This window comes from Bradyrhizobium sp. 23AC, assembly GCF_054863025.1.
Map to the genome: position 1 here is coordinate 60,248 of NZ_JAVAYN010000012.1, position 18,423 is coordinate 78,670.

The 18,423-nt window shown below is 64.6% G+C and carries 19 protein-coding genes; 14 read left to right on the top strand and 5 right to left on the bottom strand.

Annotated elements, in window-relative coordinates; translation table 11 throughout:
* Window positions 1-121: 121 nt before the first annotated feature.
* The 5 genes from ggt (at window position 122) to RAD10_RS25350 (ending at window position 6,335) form a co-directional block, all read left to right on the top strand.
* On the top strand, window positions 122-1,708 hold the full coding sequence (ggt, locus tag RAD10_RS25330; RefSeq protein ID WP_461619639.1) for a gamma-glutamyltransferase: 1,587 nt from the start codon (window positions 122-124) through the stop codon (window positions 1,706-1,708).
* A gap of 169 nt (window positions 1,709-1,877) precedes the next feature.
* Window positions 1,878-2,492 (top strand): (2Fe-2S)-binding protein, encoded by a 615-nt coding sequence (locus RAD10_RS25335; protein ID WP_461619640.1) that lies wholly within the window; start codon window positions 1,878-1,880, stop codon window positions 2,490-2,492.
* A 4-nt stretch (window positions 2,493-2,496) separates the two neighbouring features.
* Window positions 2,497-3,516 carry an FAD binding domain-containing protein gene (locus tag RAD10_RS25340; protein ID WP_461619641.1) on the top strand — a complete coding sequence of 340 codons (1,020 nt, stop codon included), beginning with the start codon at window positions 2,497-2,499 and terminating at the stop codon, window positions 3,514-3,516.
* Window positions 3,517-3,518: 2 nt separating this feature from the next.
* The gene (locus tag RAD10_RS25345) at window positions 3,519-5,810 is read left to right on the top strand and encodes a xanthine dehydrogenase family protein molybdopterin-binding subunit (RefSeq protein WP_461619642.1); all 2,292 of its coding nucleotides are present in this window, start codon (window positions 3,519-3,521) and stop codon (window positions 5,808-5,810) included.
* Between the two features lie 60 nt (window positions 5,811-5,870).
* The gene (locus RAD10_RS25350; RefSeq protein WP_094892743.1) at window positions 5,871-6,335 is read left to right on the top strand and encodes an FKBP-type peptidyl-prolyl cis-trans isomerase; all 465 of its coding nucleotides are present in this window, start codon (window positions 5,871-5,873) and stop codon (window positions 6,333-6,335) included.
* A gap of 166 nt (window positions 6,336-6,501) precedes the next feature.
* Here RAD10_RS25350 and RAD10_RS25355 read toward each other — a convergent pair whose 3' ends face one another.
* Window positions 6,502-6,720, bottom strand: coding sequence for a CsbD family protein (locus RAD10_RS25355; RefSeq protein ID WP_461619643.1), 219 nt, complete (start codon window positions 6,718-6,720; stop codon window positions 6,502-6,504).
* Between the two features lie 128 nt (window positions 6,721-6,848).
* Between RAD10_RS25355 and RAD10_RS25360 the strand changes: the two genes are divergently transcribed.
* The 3 genes from RAD10_RS25360 to RAD10_RS25370 all read left to right on the top strand — a co-directional run bounded on the left by RAD10_RS25360 (window position 6,849) and on the right by RAD10_RS25370 (window position 8,437).
* Window positions 6,849-7,361 (top strand): cupin domain-containing protein, encoded by a 513-nt coding sequence (locus tag RAD10_RS25360; RefSeq protein ID WP_007606929.1) that lies wholly within the window; start codon window positions 6,849-6,851, stop codon window positions 7,359-7,361.
* A gap of 117 nt (window positions 7,362-7,478) precedes the next feature.
* Window positions 7,479-7,907: a VOC family protein gene (locus tag RAD10_RS25365; protein ID WP_461619644.1), complete on the top strand. Its 429-nt coding sequence runs from the start codon at window positions 7,479-7,481 to the stop codon at window positions 7,905-7,907.
* A gap of 41 nt (window positions 7,908-7,948) precedes the next feature.
* Complete coding sequence (locus tag RAD10_RS25370; RefSeq protein ID WP_461619645.1) at window positions 7,949-8,437, top strand: VOC family protein; 489 nt, start codon at window positions 7,949-7,951, stop codon at window positions 8,435-8,437.
* 116 nt (window positions 8,438-8,553) lie between these two features.
* On the opposite strand, the gene RAD10_RS25375 is transcribed toward RAD10_RS25370, so the two are convergent.
* Both RAD10_RS25375 and RAD10_RS25380 read right to left on the bottom strand, forming a co-directional pair.
* Window positions 8,554-9,708 (bottom strand): hypothetical protein, encoded by a 1,155-nt coding sequence (locus RAD10_RS25375; RefSeq protein WP_461619646.1) that lies wholly within the window; start codon window positions 9,706-9,708, stop codon window positions 8,554-8,556.
* 2 nt (window positions 9,709-9,710) lie between these two features.
* Window positions 9,711-10,412: a FecR family protein gene (locus tag RAD10_RS25380; RefSeq protein ID WP_201759819.1), complete on the bottom strand. Its 702-nt coding sequence runs from the start codon at window positions 10,410-10,412 to the stop codon at window positions 9,711-9,713.
* 122 nt (window positions 10,413-10,534) lie between these two features.
* On the opposite strand from RAD10_RS25380, the gene RAD10_RS25385 reads away from it, so the two are divergent.
* On the top strand, window positions 10,535-11,893 hold the full coding sequence (locus RAD10_RS25385) for a phospholipid carrier-dependent glycosyltransferase (RefSeq protein ID WP_461619647.1): 1,359 nt from the start codon (window positions 10,535-10,537) through the stop codon (window positions 11,891-11,893).
* A 56-nt stretch (window positions 11,894-11,949) separates the two neighbouring features.
* Here the strand turns inward: RAD10_RS25385 and RAD10_RS25390 are convergent, their stop codons facing one another.
* Window positions 11,950-12,591 carry an OmpA family protein gene (locus RAD10_RS25390; protein WP_461619648.1) on the bottom strand — a complete coding sequence of 214 codons (642 nt, stop codon included), beginning with the start codon at window positions 12,589-12,591 and terminating at the stop codon, window positions 11,950-11,952.
* A gap of 557 nt (window positions 12,592-13,148) precedes the next feature.
* On the opposite strand from RAD10_RS25390, the gene RAD10_RS25395 reads away from it, so the two are divergent.
* The 3 genes from RAD10_RS25395 to RAD10_RS25405 all read left to right on the top strand — a co-directional run bounded on the left by RAD10_RS25395 (window position 13,149) and on the right by RAD10_RS25405 (window position 15,063).
* Entirely contained in the window at window positions 13,149-13,394 is a 246-nt protein-coding gene (locus RAD10_RS25395) for a hypothetical protein (protein WP_091956132.1), read from the top strand.
* 120 nt (window positions 13,395-13,514) lie between these two features.
* Window positions 13,515-13,769, top strand: a complete 255-nt coding sequence (locus tag RAD10_RS25400; protein ID WP_461619649.1) for a hypothetical protein — start codon at window positions 13,515-13,517, stop codon at window positions 13,767-13,769.
* Window positions 13,770-13,896: 127 nt separating this feature from the next.
* Complete coding sequence (locus tag RAD10_RS25405; RefSeq protein WP_461619650.1) at window positions 13,897-15,063, top strand: winged helix-turn-helix domain-containing protein; 1,167 nt, start codon at window positions 13,897-13,899, stop codon at window positions 15,061-15,063.
* A gap of 83 nt (window positions 15,064-15,146) precedes the next feature.
* Here the strand turns inward: RAD10_RS25405 and RAD10_RS25410 are convergent, their stop codons facing one another.
* Window positions 15,147-15,593, bottom strand: a complete 447-nt coding sequence (locus tag RAD10_RS25410) for a ribosomal maturation YjgA family protein (RefSeq protein WP_461619651.1) — start codon at window positions 15,591-15,593, stop codon at window positions 15,147-15,149.
* Window positions 15,594-15,671: 78 nt separating this feature from the next.
* Here RAD10_RS25410 and RAD10_RS25415 point away from each other — a divergent pair, with 78 nt between their 5' ends.
* Together RAD10_RS25415 and RAD10_RS25420 are read left to right on the top strand one after the other, a co-directional pair.
* Window positions 15,672-17,015, top strand: coding sequence for an MFS transporter (locus tag RAD10_RS25415; RefSeq protein WP_038948351.1), 1,344 nt, complete (start codon window positions 15,672-15,674; stop codon window positions 17,013-17,015).
* A gap of 291 nt (window positions 17,016-17,306) precedes the next feature.
* The gene (locus tag RAD10_RS25420) at window positions 17,307-18,413 is read left to right on the top strand and encodes an efflux RND transporter periplasmic adaptor subunit (RefSeq protein ID WP_104464574.1); all 1,107 of its coding nucleotides are present in this window, start codon (window positions 17,307-17,309) and stop codon (window positions 18,411-18,413) included.
* Window positions 18,414-18,423: the final 10 nt, after the last annotated feature.

The following is an 18,423-nucleotide window of genomic DNA, read 5'->3' on the forward strand; positions in this document are numbered from 1 at the left end:
GATGGCAGCCATTTCCCTGGTATGCCAGCATTGCCGAAGGCCGCCGGAATGTGTCATGTAACCCCGGTTTTTCCGAGATGGCGCGCCATCCGCGCCACGGGCCCAAGAGAGCAAGAATTCGATGAGAAACTTTCATTTCCCAGGCAGGTCCACGGTCCACGCCACCAACGCGATGGTGGCGACCTCGCATCCGCAGGCCTCGCTCGCCGCGATCGAGGTGTTGCGCGAAGGGGGCACCGCGGTGGACGCGGCGGTTGCGGGTTCGGCCCTGCTTGGCGTGATCGAGCCGCAATCGACCGGCATCGGCGGCGACTGCTTTGCGCTGATCCAGCCGCGCGGCGAGGGCAAGATCATCGCCTATAACGGCTCCGGCCGTGCCCCGAAGGCGGCGAACGCCGATTGGTACCTGGAGCGTAAGATCAACTCGGTGCCGCTGACCTCGGCGCATGCGGTCTCGATTCCCGGTGTGGTCGATGCCTTCGCGACCGTCTTGCGCGACCATGGCAAGTTCGGCTTCGACCGGCTGCTCCAGCCCGCGATCAGGGCGGCCGAGGAAGGCTACGTCGTCGCCCCCCGCATCGCCTTCGACTGGAAGAACCAGTTCGAGAAGCTGAAGGGCGGTACCAACACCGTGCGCTACCTGTTGCCGGGCGGCAAGCCGCCGGTGGCCGGCGACGTCATCCGCCAGGCCGAGCTCGGCAAGACGCTGCGCGCGATCGCCAAGGACGGCCGCGACGCCTTCTACAAGGGCCCGATTGCCGAAGACATGGTCGAGACCCTCAGGGGCATCGGCGGCCTGCACACGCTCGACGATTTCGCCGCGCACACCACCGAGACGACGACGCCGATCGGCACCATGTATAAGGGCTACGACGTCTGGCAGTGCCCGCCGAACGGACCCGGCCTCACCATGCTGCTGATGCTGAATATCCTGTCGCGGTTCGACCTGACGAAATACGCGCCGCTCAGCATCGAGCGTTTCCATCTCGAAGCGGAAGCCGCGCGCATCGCCTACATGCACCGCGAGCTGCACGTCGCCGATCCCGACCACATGCAGGTCGAGGTCGCCAGGATCCTCGCCAAGGAATTCTGCGACGAGCATATCGCCAAGATCCGCATGGACGGAATGCTCGACCTGCCGAACGTCGCACCGCCAATGAATCCGTCGACGATCTACATCACCGTCGTGGACAAGGATCGCAACGTCTGCTCGTTCATCAATTCGATCGCGCATTCCTTCGGCTCGGCGATCGTCTCGAACAAGACCGGCGTCCTGTTCCAGAACCGCGCCGGCGGCTTCCGCATCCAGCCGGGCCATCCCAACTGCATCGCCGGCGGCAAGCGGCCGCTGCACACGATCATGCCGAGCCTGCTCACCAAGGGCGGCCGCTCCGTGATGCCGTTCGCGGTGATGGGCGGGCAGTACCAGCCGGTCGGCCAGACCCGCGTCGTGACCAACATCCTCGACTATGGCTGCGACGTGCAAGAGGCGATCGACATGCCGCGCGGCCTGCACTACGAGGGCCAGTATCAGCTCGAGGACAGCGTGCCGGCTGCGATCGTCGAGGGCCTGAAGAAGCTCGGCCACAAGACCACCAGCGTGGTCGGCCCGCTCGGTGGCGCGCAGGCGATCTGGATCGACTGGGACAAGGGCACGCTCACCGGCGGCTCCGATCCGCGCAAGGACGGCTGCGCGCTCGGCTATTGAGTGCTGCCGCGCGCGGTTCCGCGCGCAAGATCAGGAAAAGTTGACGAAGGGCGGCGCGGCATTTGCTGCGTCGCCCGTTCTCGTTCGGAACAGAGTTCATCGCTTCCGGTTAAGGGCCGATGAGCGGTGCAGGCGTGCGCTGCTTCGCAGATGAGCGGCGGAGGCGTCGATGTCCGACACATCAGGTTCCAAACAATCAGCATTCGATCGGCGCGCCTTCATGGCCGGCGCGGCTGGCAGTGCGCTCGTCCCGATCACAGCGCGCGCGGCCACAGAGGAAGCCAAGGCCCCAGCTGCACAGGACCCCTCACTTCCCGTCGAAGTCACGCTACGCGTCAACGGCAAGGACAAGCGCCTGCGCATCGACGCACGCACCACGGTGCTCGATGCGCTGCGCGATCACCTCAAGCTCACAGGCAGCAAGAAAGGCTGCGACCACGGCCAGTGCGGCGCCTGCACGGTGCTGATCGACGATCGGCGGGTGGTGTCATGCCTGACGCTGGCGCTCGCGGCGGAAGGGCAGGAGATCATGACGATCGAGGGGCTGGCGACCGACGATCGCCTGCACCCGATGCAACAGGCCTTCGTCGACAACGATGCGTTCCAGTGCGGCTATTGCACGCCCGGCCAGATCATGTCCGCCGTGGCCTGCGTCAAGGAGGGACATGCCGGGAGCGAGGCCGACATCCGCGAATATATGAGCGGCAACATCTGCCGTTGCGCGGCCTATCCCAACATCGTCGCGGCCGTGAAGCAAGCCGCGCCCGAGATCATGAAAGGCTAGGCGCATGCGACCTTTTTCGTATCAGCGGGCAACAGACCCCGACATGGCCGTGCAGGCGCTGAGCGCCGCCGCGGCAGCAGCCAATAATCCGTTGACGCAGGCGACAGCCCAGCCGCTTGCGGGCGGCACCACGCTGATCGATCTGATGAAGCTCGACGTGATGCGGCCCGCCGCGATCGTCGATATCAATCCGCTCGCGCACGCCTGGTCGGCAATCGAACCGGGCAGCGACGGCTTGCGGCTCGGCGCGCTCGCAAAGATGTCCGACGTGGCCGCCCATGCCGAGATCCAGCGTAATTATCCGGTGATCGCCAATTCCCTGAAGCTCGCCGCCAGCGCCCAGCTGCGCAACATGGCGACGCTCGGCGGCAACGTGATGCAGCGGACGCGTTGCAGTTATTTCCGCGACGTCTCCTACGAGAATTGCAACAAGCGCAATCCCGGCTCCGGCTGTGCCGCCATGGACGGCGTCAACCGGATGCATGCCGTGCTCGGCACGTCCGATCAGTGCATTGCGACCTATCCCGGCGATTTCGCGCAGGCGTTGATCGCCCTCGATGCCCTGGTCGAAATCACCGGCAAGGCCGGTACGCGCAGCATACCGTTCGCGGAGCTGCACAAGGCGCCGGGGAACTCCCCCGACATCGAGACCACGCTTCAGCCCGGCGAGCTGATTTCGGCCTTCTCGATCCGGGGCCGCTGGCCGCGCTCGGTGTATCTCAAGGCGCGCGACCGGCAATCCTATGAGTTCGCACTGTCATCGGCCGCGATCGCGCTTGACGTGCAGGACGGCACGATTCGGGATGCGCGCGTCGGGCTCGGCGGCGTCGCCACCATGCCCTGGCGGGCGCGCGAGGCGGAGGCGCTGCTGAAGGGACAAAAGTTCGACGAAGCTCTGGCGCAGCGCGTCGCCGATGCCGCCTTTGCAGACGCCCGCGGCCGCCGGCACAACAGCTTCAAGATCGCGCTCGGCAAGCGCGTGGTGGCGCGCGCGCTCCAGCAGGCCGTAACGATGGAGATCTGATCATGACCGCTGCAGCTCCCGCGCCCAAGGCGAATATGGGCCAGCCCGTGCCGCGCTATGATGCGGCTGCAAAGGTCACGGGGCGGGCGACCTACGCCTCCGACATGCCGCTGGACAATCCGGCCTACGCATTCCTGGTCACCAGTGCGATTGCCAAGGGCCGCATCGACCGTTTCGATCTCGATGAGGCCAAGGGTGTCCGCGGCGTGATCGAGATCGTCACGCACGAGAACGCCCCGAATCTGAAGGAGTCGAAGCTGTTCAGCAACGGCGGCTATGCCGGGACCACGATCCAACCGCTGAAGTCGGCCGACATCGCGCATGACGGCGAGATCATCGCTGTCGTTGTCGCGGAAAGTTACGAGGCCGCGCGCGAGGCGGCCAATCGTGTCAGGGTCAGCTACACCGCCACCGCGCCCAGCGCGAGCTTCGATTCGCCGGGAACGACCACGGCCGCCGCAAAGGGACAGAACGCGCAGTTCAAGGAAGACCCCGCGGTCGGCGATTTCGCCAAGGCATTCGATGCGGCCGAGGTCAAGCTCACCGCCGCCTATGACACGCCGACGCAGCACCACAATCCGATGGAGCTGTTTTCGACGAGCTGCGCCTGGATGGGCGACAATCTCGTGATCTACGAAGGCAGCCAATTCGTCCATGGCTTGAAGAACGGCGTCGCCGAGCAGCTCGGTATCGACGCCGACAAGGTACGCGTGGTCAATCCCTATGTCGGCGGCGGCTTTGGTTCGCGCGGTTCGATGACGCCGCGGACCGCCATCATCGCCGGCATAGCCAAGCGCCTGGGCCGCCCGATCAAGCTGGTCCCGACCCGCGATCAGGGTTTCACAATTACGACCCACCGTGCCGAGACGCGCCAGGAGATCAAGCTTGGCGCAAACCGGGACGGCAAGCTGCTGGCTTTGAGGCATGAGGGCGCCGAGGTCTCCTCGCGCGCCGACGCCTATTGCGTCGGCGGCACCAAGACGACGACGCGGCTCTATGCCTGCCCGAACGTCGACAGCCTGGTGTCGATCGTGCGCGCCGACCGCAACACGCCGGGCTTCATGCGCTCGCCGCCGGAGGTGCCGTATCTGTTTGCGCTGGAGAGCGCGATGGACGAGCTCGCGGTCAAGCTGAACATGGATCCGGTCGAGCTTCGGCGCATCAACGACACCACCAACGAGCCGATCGGTGGCAAGCCCTACACCTCGCGCTCGCTGATGGCATGCTTCGACGAGGCCGCCAAGGCCTTCGGCTGGGCGCAGCGCTCGCCGCAGCCGAAATCGATGTCGGACGGCGACTGGCTGATCGGCTATGGCTGTGCCGCGACCTGCTATCCGACGCAGATGGGTCCGTCGGCCGCGCGCGTACGCCTGCAGCGCGACGGCCGGACCCGGGTCGAGATCGCCGGCCACGAGATCGGCACCGGCGCCTATACGGTCATCGCCCAGACCGCGGCCGAGCGCCTCGGCGTGCCCCTCGAGAAAGTTGCCGTCTTCATGGGTGACAGCGATCTGCCACCGGCGCCGGTTGCCGGCGGCTCGAACTCGACCGCGAGCACCTGCTCGGCGGTGATGATGGTGTGCGACCAGATTCGCCAGCGCCTATTCAAGGCCGCGATGCCGGCTCAAAGCCTGGCCGACCGGGCCAAGGAGACCGTGGGCCTCGGCCAGACACCGTCCACGCAGGCCGCGAAGGGCGATCGTCCGCTCGACATCGAGAAGGCCTTCGATGCGCTCGGTGTCGGCGTCGTCGAGGAATATGGCGAGTGGAAGCCGGAAGGCGCGCCGCTGGATTCCTTCCGCGCCATGCACAACGGGCAGGTGCGGCTCGTTGGTGGCCACGCCATGAAAGACCAGATCGCCTACGCATTCGGCGCCGAGTTCGTCGAGGTCCGTGTCAATCGCTTCACCCACGAAATCCGCTGTCCTCGCCTCGTCGGTGCGTTTGCGGCGGGCAGGATCATGAATCCGCGCACGGCGCGCAGCCAGCTGATGGGCGGACTGATCTGGGGCATGTCGTCGGCATTGCTGGAGGCCACCGAAATCGACGAGCGCAATGCGCGCTATGTCAACGACAATCTTGCCGACTACCTCGTGCCCGTGAATGCGGACGTCGCCGGCGTCGAGGTCATTTTGCTCTCCGAGCAGGATGACCGCATCAATCCCGTCGGCGTGAAGGGCCTCGGCGAACTCGCCAATGTCGGCACCAATGCCGCGATCTGCAACGCGATCCACCATGCCACCGGACAGCGCATCCGCAAGCTCCCGGTTCGGCTGGAAAATATCGAGGTGTGAGGGGTGGAAACCGCATCCGCGTTGCGCTAGACACCTTCCGCCTCAAACGGAAGGTGCCTTATGCAGCGTTTCCAGCGCGCGCTCCTCACCCTGATGTCGGCACTCGCGATCACGGTGATCGCAGGCGTGTCGCATTTCGTTTCCACCACGGCCTCGGCCCAGACCGCAGGAAAGACCATGACCACAGCTTCAGGCTTGCAGATCATCGATTCCACCGTCGGCACCGGTGCCTCGCCGCAGCCCGGCCAGACCTGCGTGATGCACTATACCGGCTGGCTCTATGAGAACGGCCAGAAGGGCAAGAAATTCGATAGCTCCGTCGATCGCAAGGAGCCGTTCGAATTCCCGATCGGCAAGGGCCGTGTTATCGCCGGCTGGGACGAGGGCGTCGCCTCGATGAAGGTCGGCGGCAAGCGCACGCTGATCATCCCGCCGCAGCTTGGCTACGGCGCCCGCGGCGCCGGCGGCGTGATCCCGCCGAATGCGACGCTGATGTTCGACGTAGAATTGCTTGCGGTGAAATAGCTGACGTCTTCACGTCGTCATGCCCGCGCTTGTCGCGGGCATCCACGTTCTTTCTTCGTGCTGCTAAGATGTGAATGGCCGGGTCAAGCCCGGCCATGACGGATAATCGATACGAACAAAAAGACCGGCCGAAAGGCCGGTCTTTTCGCGTTCAGTTTTGCGCGTGCTATTCCGTCGCGCGCTTTGCCCCTGCCGCTGCGCGATCGATCGCGTCCTTTGCGGCGTCCTTGGCATCGCCCATGGCCTGCTGGCCCTTGCCCTTCACTTCCTGGACCACGCCTTCGCCCTTCATGCGTTCGGAACCGGTGGCTTCACCGATGCCTTGCTTGGCCTTGCCGATGGCCTCGTTGGCGTTACCCTTGATCTTGTCGGTCGCGCTACCCATGAAACTCTCCTTCCATTTTGCTCGCAAAGGCAACGTCCCGCAGCTACGAGGGTTCCGATTTTGGCATGGCTCGCGAGTGCGGCTTCGGGTTAGTTTGCCGCGCACGGAACCAACAGAAAGCAAGTCCCATGACCGGCCATGACCATTCGCATTCCCACCATGACCACGATCACGATGATCGCTGGAAACATGACGGCGTGCGCGTCATTCCCGGCAACCAGCTCGATACCAACGTGCCGTCGACGGCGGGCATGGACCGAGCGGCCGCGATCAATTTCGCGCGCGTCGGCGCCCAGAAATTGTGGGCCGGCACCGTCAGCATCAAGCCGGATGCCAAGACCGGTGCACACCACCACGGCCATCTCGAAAGCGTCATCTATGTCGTGAAGGGCAAGGCGCGGATGCGCTGGGGCGAGAGCCTGCAATTCACCGCCGAGGCCGGCCCCGGCGATTTCATATTCGTCCCGCCCTACGTGCCGCATCAGGAGATCAACGCCAGCCCGGACGAGGTGCTGGAATGCGTGCTGGTGCGCAGCGACGGCGAGGCGGTGGCGATCAACCTCGACATCGAGCCGGTCGAGAAGCCCGAGACCGTGCTGTGGGTCGACCCCATCCACCGGGATCCGAACGAGAAGAAGTAAGACCGCCCCGCGGTGGGAGGCGCGATCGTCTCCGGGGGGTGAAAAAATATTCGGAAGCTGTGTCGGGTGGCCCCCCGGCGATCCGTCCTTGGGCAGAACCCGCCCAAGGAGCTTCCGATGCCCAGGATGATCTTCCTCAACCTTCCCGTGACCGACCTCAAACGTGCGACCGCCTTCTATGAGGCGGTCGGCGCGACCCGGAACCCGCAATTCAGCGACGACACGGCGAGCTGCATGGTCTTTTCCGAGGCCATCTACGTGATGCTGGCGACCCACGACAAATTCCGCCAGTTCACGCCGAAGCCGATCGCAGATGCCAGGACCTCGAACCAGGCGCTGTTCTGCCTGTCCGCCGACACCCGCAACGAGGTCGACGCGATTGTCGGCAAGGCAGAGGCGGCGGGCGGGGTGGCCGATCCCGGCCCGAAGGACGAATACAGCTTCATGTACGGCCGCAGCTTCGAGGATCCGGATGGTCATATGTGGGGTGTGAACTGGCTGGACATGGCGGCCGTCCCTCCGCAGCCCGCCATGGCGAATGCCTGATCGCAGCCCGTCGAACGATAAACCAACGAGGAACATTCACGATGTCCAAGGTCGTACCCTGCATGTGGTTCAACGGCGATGCCGAGGAAGCCGCGAAGTTCTATGTCTCGCTCGTGCCGAATTCGGCGATCACGCACGTTCAGCGCAATGTTTCGGACGGGCCCTCCGGCAAGGAAGGCTCCGTGCTCGTCGTCGAGTTCACGGTCGCCGGTCAGCCGCTGGTCGCGCTCAACGGCGGGATGAAGATGGAATATACCCACGCCATTTCGCTGATGATCCATTGTGATGATCAGGCCCAGGTCGACAGCGTCTGGGATGCTTTCCTCGCCGATGGCGGCAAGGAGGAGCAGTGCGGCTGGCTCCGGGATCGCTGGGGCGTGGCCTGGCAGGTCGTGCCGAAGGTGATGTTCGAATTCCTGTCGAGCCCGGACAGGGCAGCGGCCGCGCGCGCGATGCAGGCGATGATGAAGATGGTGAAGCTGGATGTCGACGCGCTGCGCCGCGCGTTCGAGGGTAAGTCGGCGGCGTGACGACGACACAGGTGCCGTAGGGTGAGCAAAGGCGCTCTTGCGCCGTGCCCACGATCCGTCTCCGGTGGAGAGAAGTGGTGGGCACGCGTTCGCTTTGCCCACCCTACGAAGCTGCCTCAGTAATTTATCCGCAGCCCCACGCCGCCGTGGATGGTGTTGCCGACCGGCTGCGGACCCAGCGTGCCGTTGGCGAAGAGATCCACGACCCAGCCCTTCTGCACGCGGAAACCGAGCCGGCCCCCATATTCGAACCAGCCCTGGTTGCCCATGGTCGGCACCACCACGCCGTCGCCGGTCACGGTGGCGACGATGCCGCTGCGGCTCGCAAACGACTGCACCCAGCCGCCATTGATGTTGGTCTCGACGTTGCTGCCGAACAGATGCGTCCACTGGCCGCCGATCTTGACCAGGCTGGTGCGGTCGGTGCCGGTCGCGATGGTGGCGTCGAACGGGTTGAAGGCCACGGCATTGTCGCTATAGCCGGACACGCGCTGCCAGAGCTGCCAGACTTCGATCGAAGCTGCGACCTCGTCGCGCGGCGACACGCGGCTCATCCAGCCGGCGCGGCCGTAGACCGCGTAGTTCGAAGCGTTGGTCGAGCTCGTCACGCTCACCGGACCGAGGTTGGTGTTGTAGCTGCGGGTATAGCGCGCCTTCTCCCACGGCGTCAGGATCGTTCCGATGTCGAAGAACGGACGCGACGATCCCCAGTCGGTGAAGTCGTAACGCAGCGCGAAGGCGCCGATCGGCGCGCTCGTGATCTTGTAGCCGCCCTCGTTGTAGTGCGTGTAGGCGATGCCGGCGAGCAGCGACAGATTGTTGGTGAGCTCCTTGCGGCCGTGGATGCCGGCCGAGAACGAGCCTGCCGAGCCAAACGCGCTGATGCAGTCGCTGCAATTGACCTGCTCGTTGACGCCGAGCAGGACCGTGCCGAGCACCCGGTTGGTGATCATCTGGTTGAAGCGCTGGCCCGCGAGGCCGCCGATCGAATTGCCGCTGGAATCGGCCCCGGTCGGTGTTGGGCTCGGCGAGGGATATGGACTCGGCGACGGGGAAGGATAGGGGCTCGGCGAAGGGGAGGGTGAGGGCGACGGAGAATATGTCGGCGTCGGAGACGGTGAATAGGTCGGGTAGGGCGTCGGCTCGCCGCATCCGATTTCGCAGGTCGCTTGAGCTGCGGCGGGACGAACGTCGAGCGCGACAAATGCCAGCGCAGCGGCCGCGGTCAGCAGGCCGGTGAGGGCGAAGAGCCGAAAGTTGAATTTCGCCATCGTCAGCGCCCGCACAGCATGCCGTCGTCCTGGACGGCCGGCGTGATGGTCGGCGAGGCGCCGGCATATTGGTTCACCGCGCAGAGCCCGGCACTTGCGGCGCAGTTGGCGGCGAAGGTCCAGGGCGGCGTGTTGGTCTTGGTGATCGAGACCTTGCCGCCGGTCGATGTGATGATTGCGGTGTCGCCCGGCTGGGTGAGCTGCACGCATTGTGAGCTCGTCGTGCAGACGCTGGCTGCGCCGTCCTGGAGTACGACGACGGAGCGTCCCCGCTGCGAGAGGATGTCGAGCGTCGTGCCGCGCACGCCGATGGTCGCAAGCGGCGTCGTGATCTTGTAGGCGGTCTTCTCGGAATGTCCGGTGACGAAACGGAACGCGCCTGTTGTCATGCGGATCGCGACGTCGCGATAGCTGCGCTCGTCGTTGAAGACGGTGCGGTCGAGCTTGAGCGTCGCGCTCGGACCGAGCGACAGATTGGTGCTGTCGGCCATCACGAAGCGCGCGGCGCTGTCGGCGCCGGTGCGCACGGTCTCGTCGCGCAGCATGCTGTCGCCGACACTGATCGGCGTGGTGGCCGCGGCCACGCGCACCACTTCGTTCTGGATCACGACGGCTTCGCCGACGCGCGTCTGCGCCAGCGCAGCAGGCGCCGCGCACAGTGCGGCCGACAACAGGGTGGAGAAAAGCCAGAAACGCAAATTCATTTCACAACCGATCGATGTGCCCCTGATCGTACCGGATCGCGCGCGCTTCTGATGTGGCGAAATTATCACAAGCGGCGCGGACGTGCGTTATGCTTAGTGACAGCCGCGGCGGAATGCGTTCAATGAAAACCGCGATCCTTATTTTTGTCCGCGGTGACGCAAATTTGCCACGCAAAACATCCCCACAGCAGCCGCTTGAACGGTCCGCAGTTCCGAGATTGTCGCGAAGCGCAGTGGTTGCTGTCGCTATTTTCCTAGCTGCCCATCTCGCGCTGCTGATCGGACTGACGACGCCGGAGAAGTTCGTCTTCGACGAGGTGCACTACGTGCCGGCGGCGCGGCAGATGCTGGCACCGGCGATGTCGCAGCCGATGCTCAATCCGATGCATCCGCCGCTCGCCAAGGAGCTGATTGCGGCCTCGATCGCGGCCTTCGGCGACAACGCGCTCGGCTGGCGTTATCCCGCGACATTGTTCGGCGCGTTGGCGATCGTCGCAATCTATCTGTGCGGCCTCGCGCTGTTCTCCGCGCAAGGGCCCGCGATCGCCGCGGCGCTGATCGCCGCCTTGAACCAGATGCTCTACGTGCAGGCGCGCATTGCCATGCTCGACATCTTTGCGCTCGGCTTCGGTCTGCTCGCGACCGCCGCCTTCATGCACGGCTTTCGACGGGAGCGGCCGCAGGCGCTGTTCGCACTTGCCGGCAGCTTGTTCGGCCTGGCCGCTTCCTGCAAATGGAGTGGCCTGTTTCCACTCGGCGTCTGCATCGTCATCGTTGCGGTGATCCGCCTGATGCAGGGCTGGCGCACGCTGTTCGCCGACGCGAAGCCGGACGACTGGTACCGGCCGGACTTCTGGCCTGGCCTGAGGCTGCATCATGTCGCGCTCTGCTTCGCCATCCTCCCGGCGATGACGTATCTTGCGGCTTTCGTTCCGCTCTACGGCGTGTCGTTGCCGGATCTGATCGAGGCGCAGCGCCGGATCTTCGCCGACAACACCACCACCGCGATCGCCGGACACACCTATATGAGCGCGTGGCCATCCTGGCCGCTGCTCGCGCGCCCGGTGTGGTTCCTGTTCGACAAGACGGGAGAGGACAACGTCTCCGCGATCGTCTTCCTCGGCAATCCGCTGGTGTTGTGGCCGGCTCTGCTCGCACTCGCGCTCGTGCTGCGCGATTTCATCGTGCTGCGCCGGTGGGATGCATTCCTGATCGCGGCGTTCTATTTCGGTCCCTGGCTCGCCTGGGCATTGCTGCCTCGTACGCTCGGGTTCATCTACTACTATCTGCCGGCCGCCACCGCAGCGTCGCTCGCGCTGGTCTATGTGCTGCGCCGGGACGGCCTGCCGCGCTGGCTGCTGTGGGCCTATGTCGGTGTCGCCGCGATCGGCTTTGCGGTCATGCTGCCGGTCTCTGCGGCCTTCATCGGCACGTCGATGCGGAGCTTTGGCCGGCTGATGCTGTTCCAGAGCTGGATATGACATCGCCGCCTGCTGGGGCGGCAGGCGGCGTGTCTTCGGTAGCGATCAAATCGAGATCACTTCGACGCGGTCTTGGTGTCCATGTTCACGACCTGGACGCGGCGGTTGACCGGGTCGGCCCCGTTGGCAGTGTCCTTCAGCTTGGTCTCGCCGTAGCCGACGGTGACCAGATCGGTGCCGTTGAGGCCGTAATTCTGCACCAGGTACTTCTTGATGGTGTCGGCGCGCCGTTCGGAGAGGCCTTGATTGTACTCTTCGCCGCCGGTCGCATCGGTGTGGCCGGCGACCACGAAGGTCGAGCCCTTGAGCGCCGGATCGGACAGGGCCTTGCCGAGCGCCTGCACCGAGGTCATCGAGGTCTTGGCGATATCGGCCGAGTTGTAGTCGAACTGAATTTCCAGGTCGATCTTCGGCTTGGTCGCGGCGAGCTCGGCGATCTGCTCGCGCTCACCCGTCGAGAGCGACCGGGTCGAGCGGTTGCGCACGGTGTTCAGGAATGTCGATTCCTTGGCCTGCGTCGCCGGATCGGCCTGCGGACCGGCGGACAGGCCACGGGTCGCCGGCTTCGGCTTCAGTGCATCCAGGATCTGGCCTGTGGAGACATTGTTGTCACCGGCTACAGCTAGGCCCGCCGTCATCGACAGCGCGGCGGAAAGAGTTATCGCCTTCAGTCCAAAGAACTTATCAAAACGGGTCATTGTCGTATCCTCGCTGTTACGCCTGATAGCGATTTGATGCTGCGAGCATAGGGCAGGTTCAAAGGTCCCGATGTGATCTTGGTCACGGTGGCCACAGCCGCTTCCAAGCCTATCCTGGCGCATTCCCGGGCGTTTCGGGCATCGGACCGGCGCGTTTCGCGATGGCCCCGGGGACGGGGCCGATCGGACCAATAGCAGTCGTCGCACGCTCCGCGGCGTGGGTTCAAGCAGCGGCAATCACCGGTGTGATTGAAATCACCTTGCGAGCAGCCTCATTCCCCTCCTTGCCGTGGGAGGTGGCTGACCAAGGGTTCCGGCGCAGGCGATGGCCCGCAGACTCGGCGTCGGAAACCTCTGCACACCGATCGTCGCAAAGCCGTCGCCGCTTGGCCCGGCCGTGAACAAGAAATCGGCCAGATGCGCGCCTAGCAGGACGTTGTCCCCGCCAATCTCCGAATGAAGGAGCCGAGTTCCGTCCAGTGCCGAGGCCAAGTGACTATCAGCGTGACTACTTCAATCGCAGTGGCCCGCCGGATCGGACAGTGTCCCTGAGCTCGATGCCCATCTATATCGGTGCGGCCATGATCGCGGTGGCGATCCTGCTGTCGACGCTGATCACGGGGCTGACCTCCCGCTATGTCGGACTCGAAGCGCCGACCGACGAGAACGTGTGGCTGGTCGATCGCCTCACCGGCAGCGTCTATCGCTGCCAGGCGGAGGGGCGCGGCAAGGCCCTGTGCGAGCCGGATGTCGCCACCGGAAGCCTCGGGGACCGGCCCAAGACCCCGAAGGATGGCCGCTAGGCCCTCCGCCTTCGCATCGCAGCAAGAAAATTGTCTTCTCCGCGAAACGTCAGCGCGAGAGAATACGTAATTGCGAAGGCCGGCATGACGCCGGTTTTGTTTTACGGAGGAGGCTTTTCCATGAAGATCTTGCTCACGTCGGCAGCCATTGTCGCGTTCACCCTTTCGCTGTCCCCCGCGTCCGCCGCGATGATGGCGTGCACCAAGGACAACATGATGAAGTCAGCAGCCATGATGGGCGGTACGCCCGACACGCCGGCCAAGATGGCGGCGAACAAGGAAATGGCCATGGCCAACACGGACATGAGCAACGGCAAAATGAAGAGCGCCTGCATGCACTACATGAAGTCGCAGAAGGCGATGACGATGAAGTAGGCGCGAGGCGCCCCGCATCCGGCCGCGCTGTCAGCAGATGGCAGCGCGGTTTTTTTGACTGCTGCCTCGAGGTCTTCTTTTTCTTCTTCTTTTTCTTGGCGCGAATCCCGCTACATTCCTCCCCGCAATGTCTCGCGCGCCGAAACCAATCCACCTCACCACGACACAGGCCCGGCAGATCTGGCTGCATGCCCAGCGGCTGGATGAGCGCGCCCCGTTCGGCGAGGGAGCGCAGGCCGTCGCGGACGCGGTCGCTCACCTCGGCTATGTGCAGATCGACACCATCAACGTGATCGAGCGCTGCCATCACCACATCCTGTTCAGCCGTATCCCGTCCTACCGGCGCGCCGATTTGCGCCACGCCCAGAGCGTCGACAGAAGCGTGTTCGAGTATTGGACGCACGCGCTTTCCTACGTACCCGCCGGCGACTTCCGCTTCTTCCTGCCGGCGATGCGCGAGCACCGCCGCGAAGGGCACAAATGGTTCGCCTCGGTGAAGCCTGCCGACACGCGCAAGGTGATGCGGCTGGTGCGCGCCGGGCCGCTGACGATCCGCGACATCGAGGACGACGTGCTCACTGAGAAGGAGCATCTGTGGCAGAGCCGCAAGCCTTCGAAGCGGGCGTTGCAGCTCGCCTTCTATACCGGCGCCGTGACCATCAGCGAGCGGCAGGGCATGCTCAAGACCTATGAGTTGATGACGCGGCACTTCGGCTGGGACACACTGCCGAGGCCAGCCTCAGCCAGGGAGATTACGACCTATCTGCTCGACCGCGCGCTGCGGTCGCAGAGCGTGGTGAGTCTGGATTCGATCTGCCACCTCGACGCGCCACGCAAGATGGCGGTGGCCGGCCTGATCGCCTCCCGCGTCCGCCGCGGCGAGCTCGTGCCTGTTGTGATCGACGGCGCCGGCAAGCAGGAGCATTGGGCAGCGCCGGCCGCGCTCGAGATGAACGGCGAGGCGGTCTCGCCTGATCTCGTCCACATCCTCTCGCCGTTCGATCCCTTGATCATCCAGCGCAAGCGCACCAGTCTCATCTTCGGCTACAACCACCTGTTCGAGGCCTATGTGCCGAAGGCCAAACGCAAGCTCGGCTATTTTGCGCTGCCGGTGCTGGTCGGCGACGAGATCGTCGCCGCGCTCGATCTGAAGACCGACCGGCAGGCGAAGAAGCTGCTGATGCAGAAATGGACCTGGGTCGGGCAGGGCAAGAAGACGGCGGGGCGCAAGGAGCTCAAGCAAAAGATCGAAGAGGAGCTCGATCGCTTCGAGCGGTTTCAATTGGCGGAGTGAGCTGCAAGGCAGCGGTCTCGTAGGGTGGGCAAAGCAAAGCGTGCCCACGTCTTGCCTATTGGTGAGAAGACGTGGGCACGGCGCTAGGGCGCCTTTGCCCACCCTACGAGACCGCGCATCTTGGCAACTCGATCGATCCAGACGCCGAACGCAATCCCAACCGCATACGCCACCAGATTCCACAGCGAGAAGATGCGCCCGAGCAGCAGTGCGCCGGCCGTCGTCAGCCGGAACGCATCGAGCCAGGGCGTATGCACCAGTCGGGAAAACTCGACCATCACCGCGATGACCAAGACGATGGCCGCGAGCCCGCTCCGCGACAGCCGTGGCAGCAGAACCCCGACCAGCAGAAACACCATCGTCGCCCACAACAGCGAGCCGCCGTATTTCACGACGAAGGCGGGCAGGCCGAGCGGAAAGCCGTACCAGCGCAGCGACAGCCCGCAGACGATCACCGCGAGCGCGAGGGCAACGCGGATCAGCGATGTCCGTAACAGCGCAACAGGTTTATCCGGCTGCGTCCCGTGCATTGCTCGCTCCATTGACTCTTTGGCCGCGATGCTGAAAACCGCAACCAGCCCATAAAAGCAACAACCCTGGGGGAAGCCATGAGCCAGACCACGACCTATGCCGGTTCCGCCGGCGCGGCCAAGAACTTTAACAAATCGGAAATCGAGACCTCGACGATCCGCGCCATCTCCTGGCGCCTGATCCCGTTCCTGGTGCTGGCCTACTTCTTCTCCTATCTCGACCGCGTCAATCTCGGCTTCGCCGCGCTGACCATGAATGCGGAGCTGAAGTTCACGCCGCTGATCTTCTCATGGGGCGCCGGCATCTTCTTCTTCGGCTATTTCATCTTCGAGGTGCCGAGCAATCTGGCGCTGGAGAAGTTCGGCGCCAGCCGCTGGATCGCCCGCATCATGGTGACCTGGGGCATCATCTCGGCCCTGATGGCGCTCGTCAGCGGCGTCACGAGCTTCTACGTCCTGCGCTTCTTGCTCGGCGTCGCCGAGGCCGGCTTCTTCCCCGGCATCATCCTCTATCTCACCTATTGGTATCCGGCCGAATATCGCGCCCGCTTCCTGGCGGCCTTCGCCATCGCCGTGCCGGTGTCGACCGTGATCGGTGCGCCGATCTCGGGCCTGCTGCTCGGGCTCGACGGTGCAATGGGCCTGAAGGGCTGGCAGTGGCTCTTCATCATCGAGGGCATTCCCTCGGTGCTGCTCGGCATCGTCACCTGGTTCTATCTCACCGACAAGCCGGAGAAGGCGGATTGGCTGTCGGCCGAGCAGAAGGCGTGGCTGAAGGCGAAGCTCGATTCGGAAATCGCGGCCAAGCAGGCGGTGAAGCACTTCTCGCTCGGCGAGGCGCTGTCCTCGCCGAAGGTGATCGCGCTCAGCCTGATCTATTTCGGCTTCGTCGGCGCGCTCTATGGCATGCAGTTCTGGCTGCCGCAGATCGTCAAGGCATTCGGGCTGACCAACGCGCAGACGGGCTTCGTCACCGCGATCCCGTATCTGTTCGGCACCATCGCCATGATCCTGTGGGCGCGTCACTCCGATGCGACGCGCGAGCGCGTGAAGCATGTCGGCGCGCCGTTGCTGCTCACTGCCGTCGCGCTCGCCGTCTCCAGCTACCTCACCGATCCCACCATGACGATGGTGGTGCTGACGGTCGCCGCGATTGGCGTGTTCTGCTGCTTCGGTGTGTTCTGGACCCTGCCGACCGCCTGGCTCTCCGGCACCGCGGCCGCCGGCGCCATCGCCCTGATCAACTCGATCGGCAACCTCGCCGGCTTCGGCGGGCCGTATTTGATCGGCTGGGTCAAGGAAGCCACCGGCCAGACTTCGACCGGCCTGCTGGTGCTCGCTGTGCTCCCCCTGATCGCCGGCATCCTGGTGTTCGTCGGGGGCCACGACAGCAAGCACGAGTTTGCCGAGCAGAAGGAATAGAGCCGAGCAAACGGAGGGTGGGCAAAGCGGAAGAGTGCCCACCATCTCTCTCCGACCCAAACAGGTCGTGGGCACGGCGCTAGCGCGCCTTTGCCCACCCTACGGAGTTCAGCCTGAGGCGCCGGACCCGGGCTGTGAGCCTCAGCCCGCCCTAAAATTTCACCTTCCTGACAACCCCTCTCGACCCTCACCATCCCTTAACGATCACGCATTCCTGATGACTGACGATTATTGACTTTTATCAGTGATTAGTCGACATTCCTCTCATTCGAGATGCAGGAGTGTCCTTCGATGTTCGTCCGGTCGGTTTTGTCGAGCTATTCCAGGCTGTTGGCAGGTGTGTCGTTGGCCCTGATGGCGGCTGGCCTTGCCGGGTGCAATGACACCGTCGCCGAGAAAGCCGAGCCGCCGCGGCCGGTTCTGGTCGCAACCGCACATTATGATGCCGAAACCCCCGAGCGCAGCTTCGTCGGCACCATCCGGCCCCGGATCGAAAGTGATCTGGGCTTCCGCGTTGCCGGCAAGGTCGCCAAGCGGCTCGTGGAAGTCGGCCAGACCGTCGAAATCGGCCAGCCCCTTGCCACGCTCGATGAGATCGACCTGAAGCTCCAGGCCGAGCAATCCGTCGCCGAGCAGACCGCCGCGACCGGCGTGCTGGCCCAGGCCGCCGCTGCCGAGCAGCGCGCCAAGGATCTGAAGGCCAAGGGCTGGACCACCGACGCGCAGCTGGATTCGAGCCGGGCATCCGCCGATGAGGCCCGCGCGCGCCTCGATCGTGCTGTCCGCTCGGTCGAGCTGACCAAGAATTCCCTTTCCTACGCGACGCTCGTTGCCGACGCCCGAGGCGTCGTCACCGCAACGCTGATCGAGCCCGGCCAGGTGGTCTCCGCGGGCCAGGCTTCGATCCGTGTCGCCCGCTTTGCCGAAAAGGAAGCGGTCGTCGCGATCCCTGAGACGCTGGTCGGACGGGCCAAGTCGGGCGTCGCCAGCGTCACTCTTTGGTCGGAGCCGGACAAGAAGTATACGGCCAAGCTGCGCGAGATCGCGCCGACGGCCGATCCGGCCACGCGCACTTATCTTGCAAAGTTCTCGCTGCCGGAGGCCGACGACAAGGTCGCGCTCGGCATGACCGCGACGCTGACGCTGTCGGACGCCGCCACCGAGCGCGTCGCGCGGCTGCCGCTGTCGGCCTTGTTCAACGAAGGCGGCAAGCCCTCCTTCTACGTCGTCGACGACAACGGTGCGCTCACGCTGAAGCCGGTGGCGGTGAAGTCCTACGAGAGCAACGACGTCGTCATCACCGGCGGTGTGGAAGAGGGCGCCAAGATCGTCGCCCTCGGTGTGCAGAAGCTCGATCCGGCCCAGCGGGTGCGGGTCGTCTCGTCGCTGTCTTTCTAGTTCTGTCTTT

Bases quoted from the DNA above. Each gene is read 5' to 3' on its own strand.
- ggt (WP_461619639.1), top strand. From the start codon at position 122: ATGAGAAACTTTCATTTCCCAGGCAGGTCCACGGTCCACGCCACCAAC.
- RAD10_RS25335 (WP_461619640.1), top strand. From the start codon at position 1,878: ATGTCCGACACATCAGGTTCCAAACAATCAGCATTCGATCGGCGCGCC.
- RAD10_RS25340 (WP_461619641.1), top strand. From the start codon at position 2,497: ATGCGACCTTTTTCGTATCAGCGGGCAACAGACCCCGACATGGCCGTG.
- RAD10_RS25345 (WP_461619642.1), top strand. From the start codon at position 3,519: ATGACCGCTGCAGCTCCCGCGCCCAAGGCGAATATGGGCCAGCCCGTG.
- RAD10_RS25350 (WP_094892743.1), top strand. From the start codon at position 5,871: ATGCAGCGTTTCCAGCGCGCGCTCCTCACCCTGATGTCGGCACTCGCG.
- RAD10_RS25355 (WP_461619643.1), bottom strand. From the start codon at position 6,720: ATGGGTAGCGCGACCGACAAGATCAAGGGTAACGCCAACGAGGCCATC.
- RAD10_RS25360 (WP_007606929.1), top strand. From the start codon at position 6,849: ATGACCGGCCATGACCATTCGCATTCCCACCATGACCACGATCACGAT.
- RAD10_RS25365 (WP_461619644.1), top strand. From the start codon at position 7,479: ATGCCCAGGATGATCTTCCTCAACCTTCCCGTGACCGACCTCAAACGT.
- RAD10_RS25370 (WP_461619645.1), top strand. From the start codon at position 7,949: ATGTCCAAGGTCGTACCCTGCATGTGGTTCAACGGCGATGCCGAGGAA.
- RAD10_RS25375 (WP_461619646.1), bottom strand. From the start codon at position 9,708: ATGGCGAAATTCAACTTTCGGCTCTTCGCCCTCACCGGCCTGCTGACC.
- RAD10_RS25380 (WP_201759819.1), bottom strand. From the start codon at position 10,412: ATGAATTTGCGTTTCTGGCTTTTCTCCACCCTGTTGTCGGCCGCACTG.
- RAD10_RS25385 (WP_461619647.1), top strand. From the start codon at position 10,535: ATGAAAACCGCGATCCTTATTTTTGTCCGCGGTGACGCAAATTTGCCA.
- RAD10_RS25390 (WP_461619648.1), bottom strand. From the start codon at position 12,591: ATGACCCGTTTTGATAAGTTCTTTGGACTGAAGGCGATAACTCTTTCC.
- RAD10_RS25395 (WP_091956132.1), top strand. From the start codon at position 13,149: ATGCCCATCTATATCGGTGCGGCCATGATCGCGGTGGCGATCCTGCTG.
- RAD10_RS25400 (WP_461619649.1), top strand. From the start codon at position 13,515: ATGAAGATCTTGCTCACGTCGGCAGCCATTGTCGCGTTCACCCTTTCG.
- RAD10_RS25405 (WP_461619650.1), top strand. From the start codon at position 13,897: ATGTCTCGCGCGCCGAAACCAATCCACCTCACCACGACACAGGCCCGG.
- RAD10_RS25410 (WP_461619651.1), bottom strand. From the start codon at position 15,593: ATGCACGGGACGCAGCCGGATAAACCTGTTGCGCTGTTACGGACATCG.
- RAD10_RS25415 (WP_038948351.1), top strand. From the start codon at position 15,672: ATGAGCCAGACCACGACCTATGCCGGTTCCGCCGGCGCGGCCAAGAAC.
- RAD10_RS25420 (WP_104464574.1), top strand. From the start codon at position 17,307: ATGTTCGTCCGGTCGGTTTTGTCGAGCTATTCCAGGCTGTTGGCAGGT.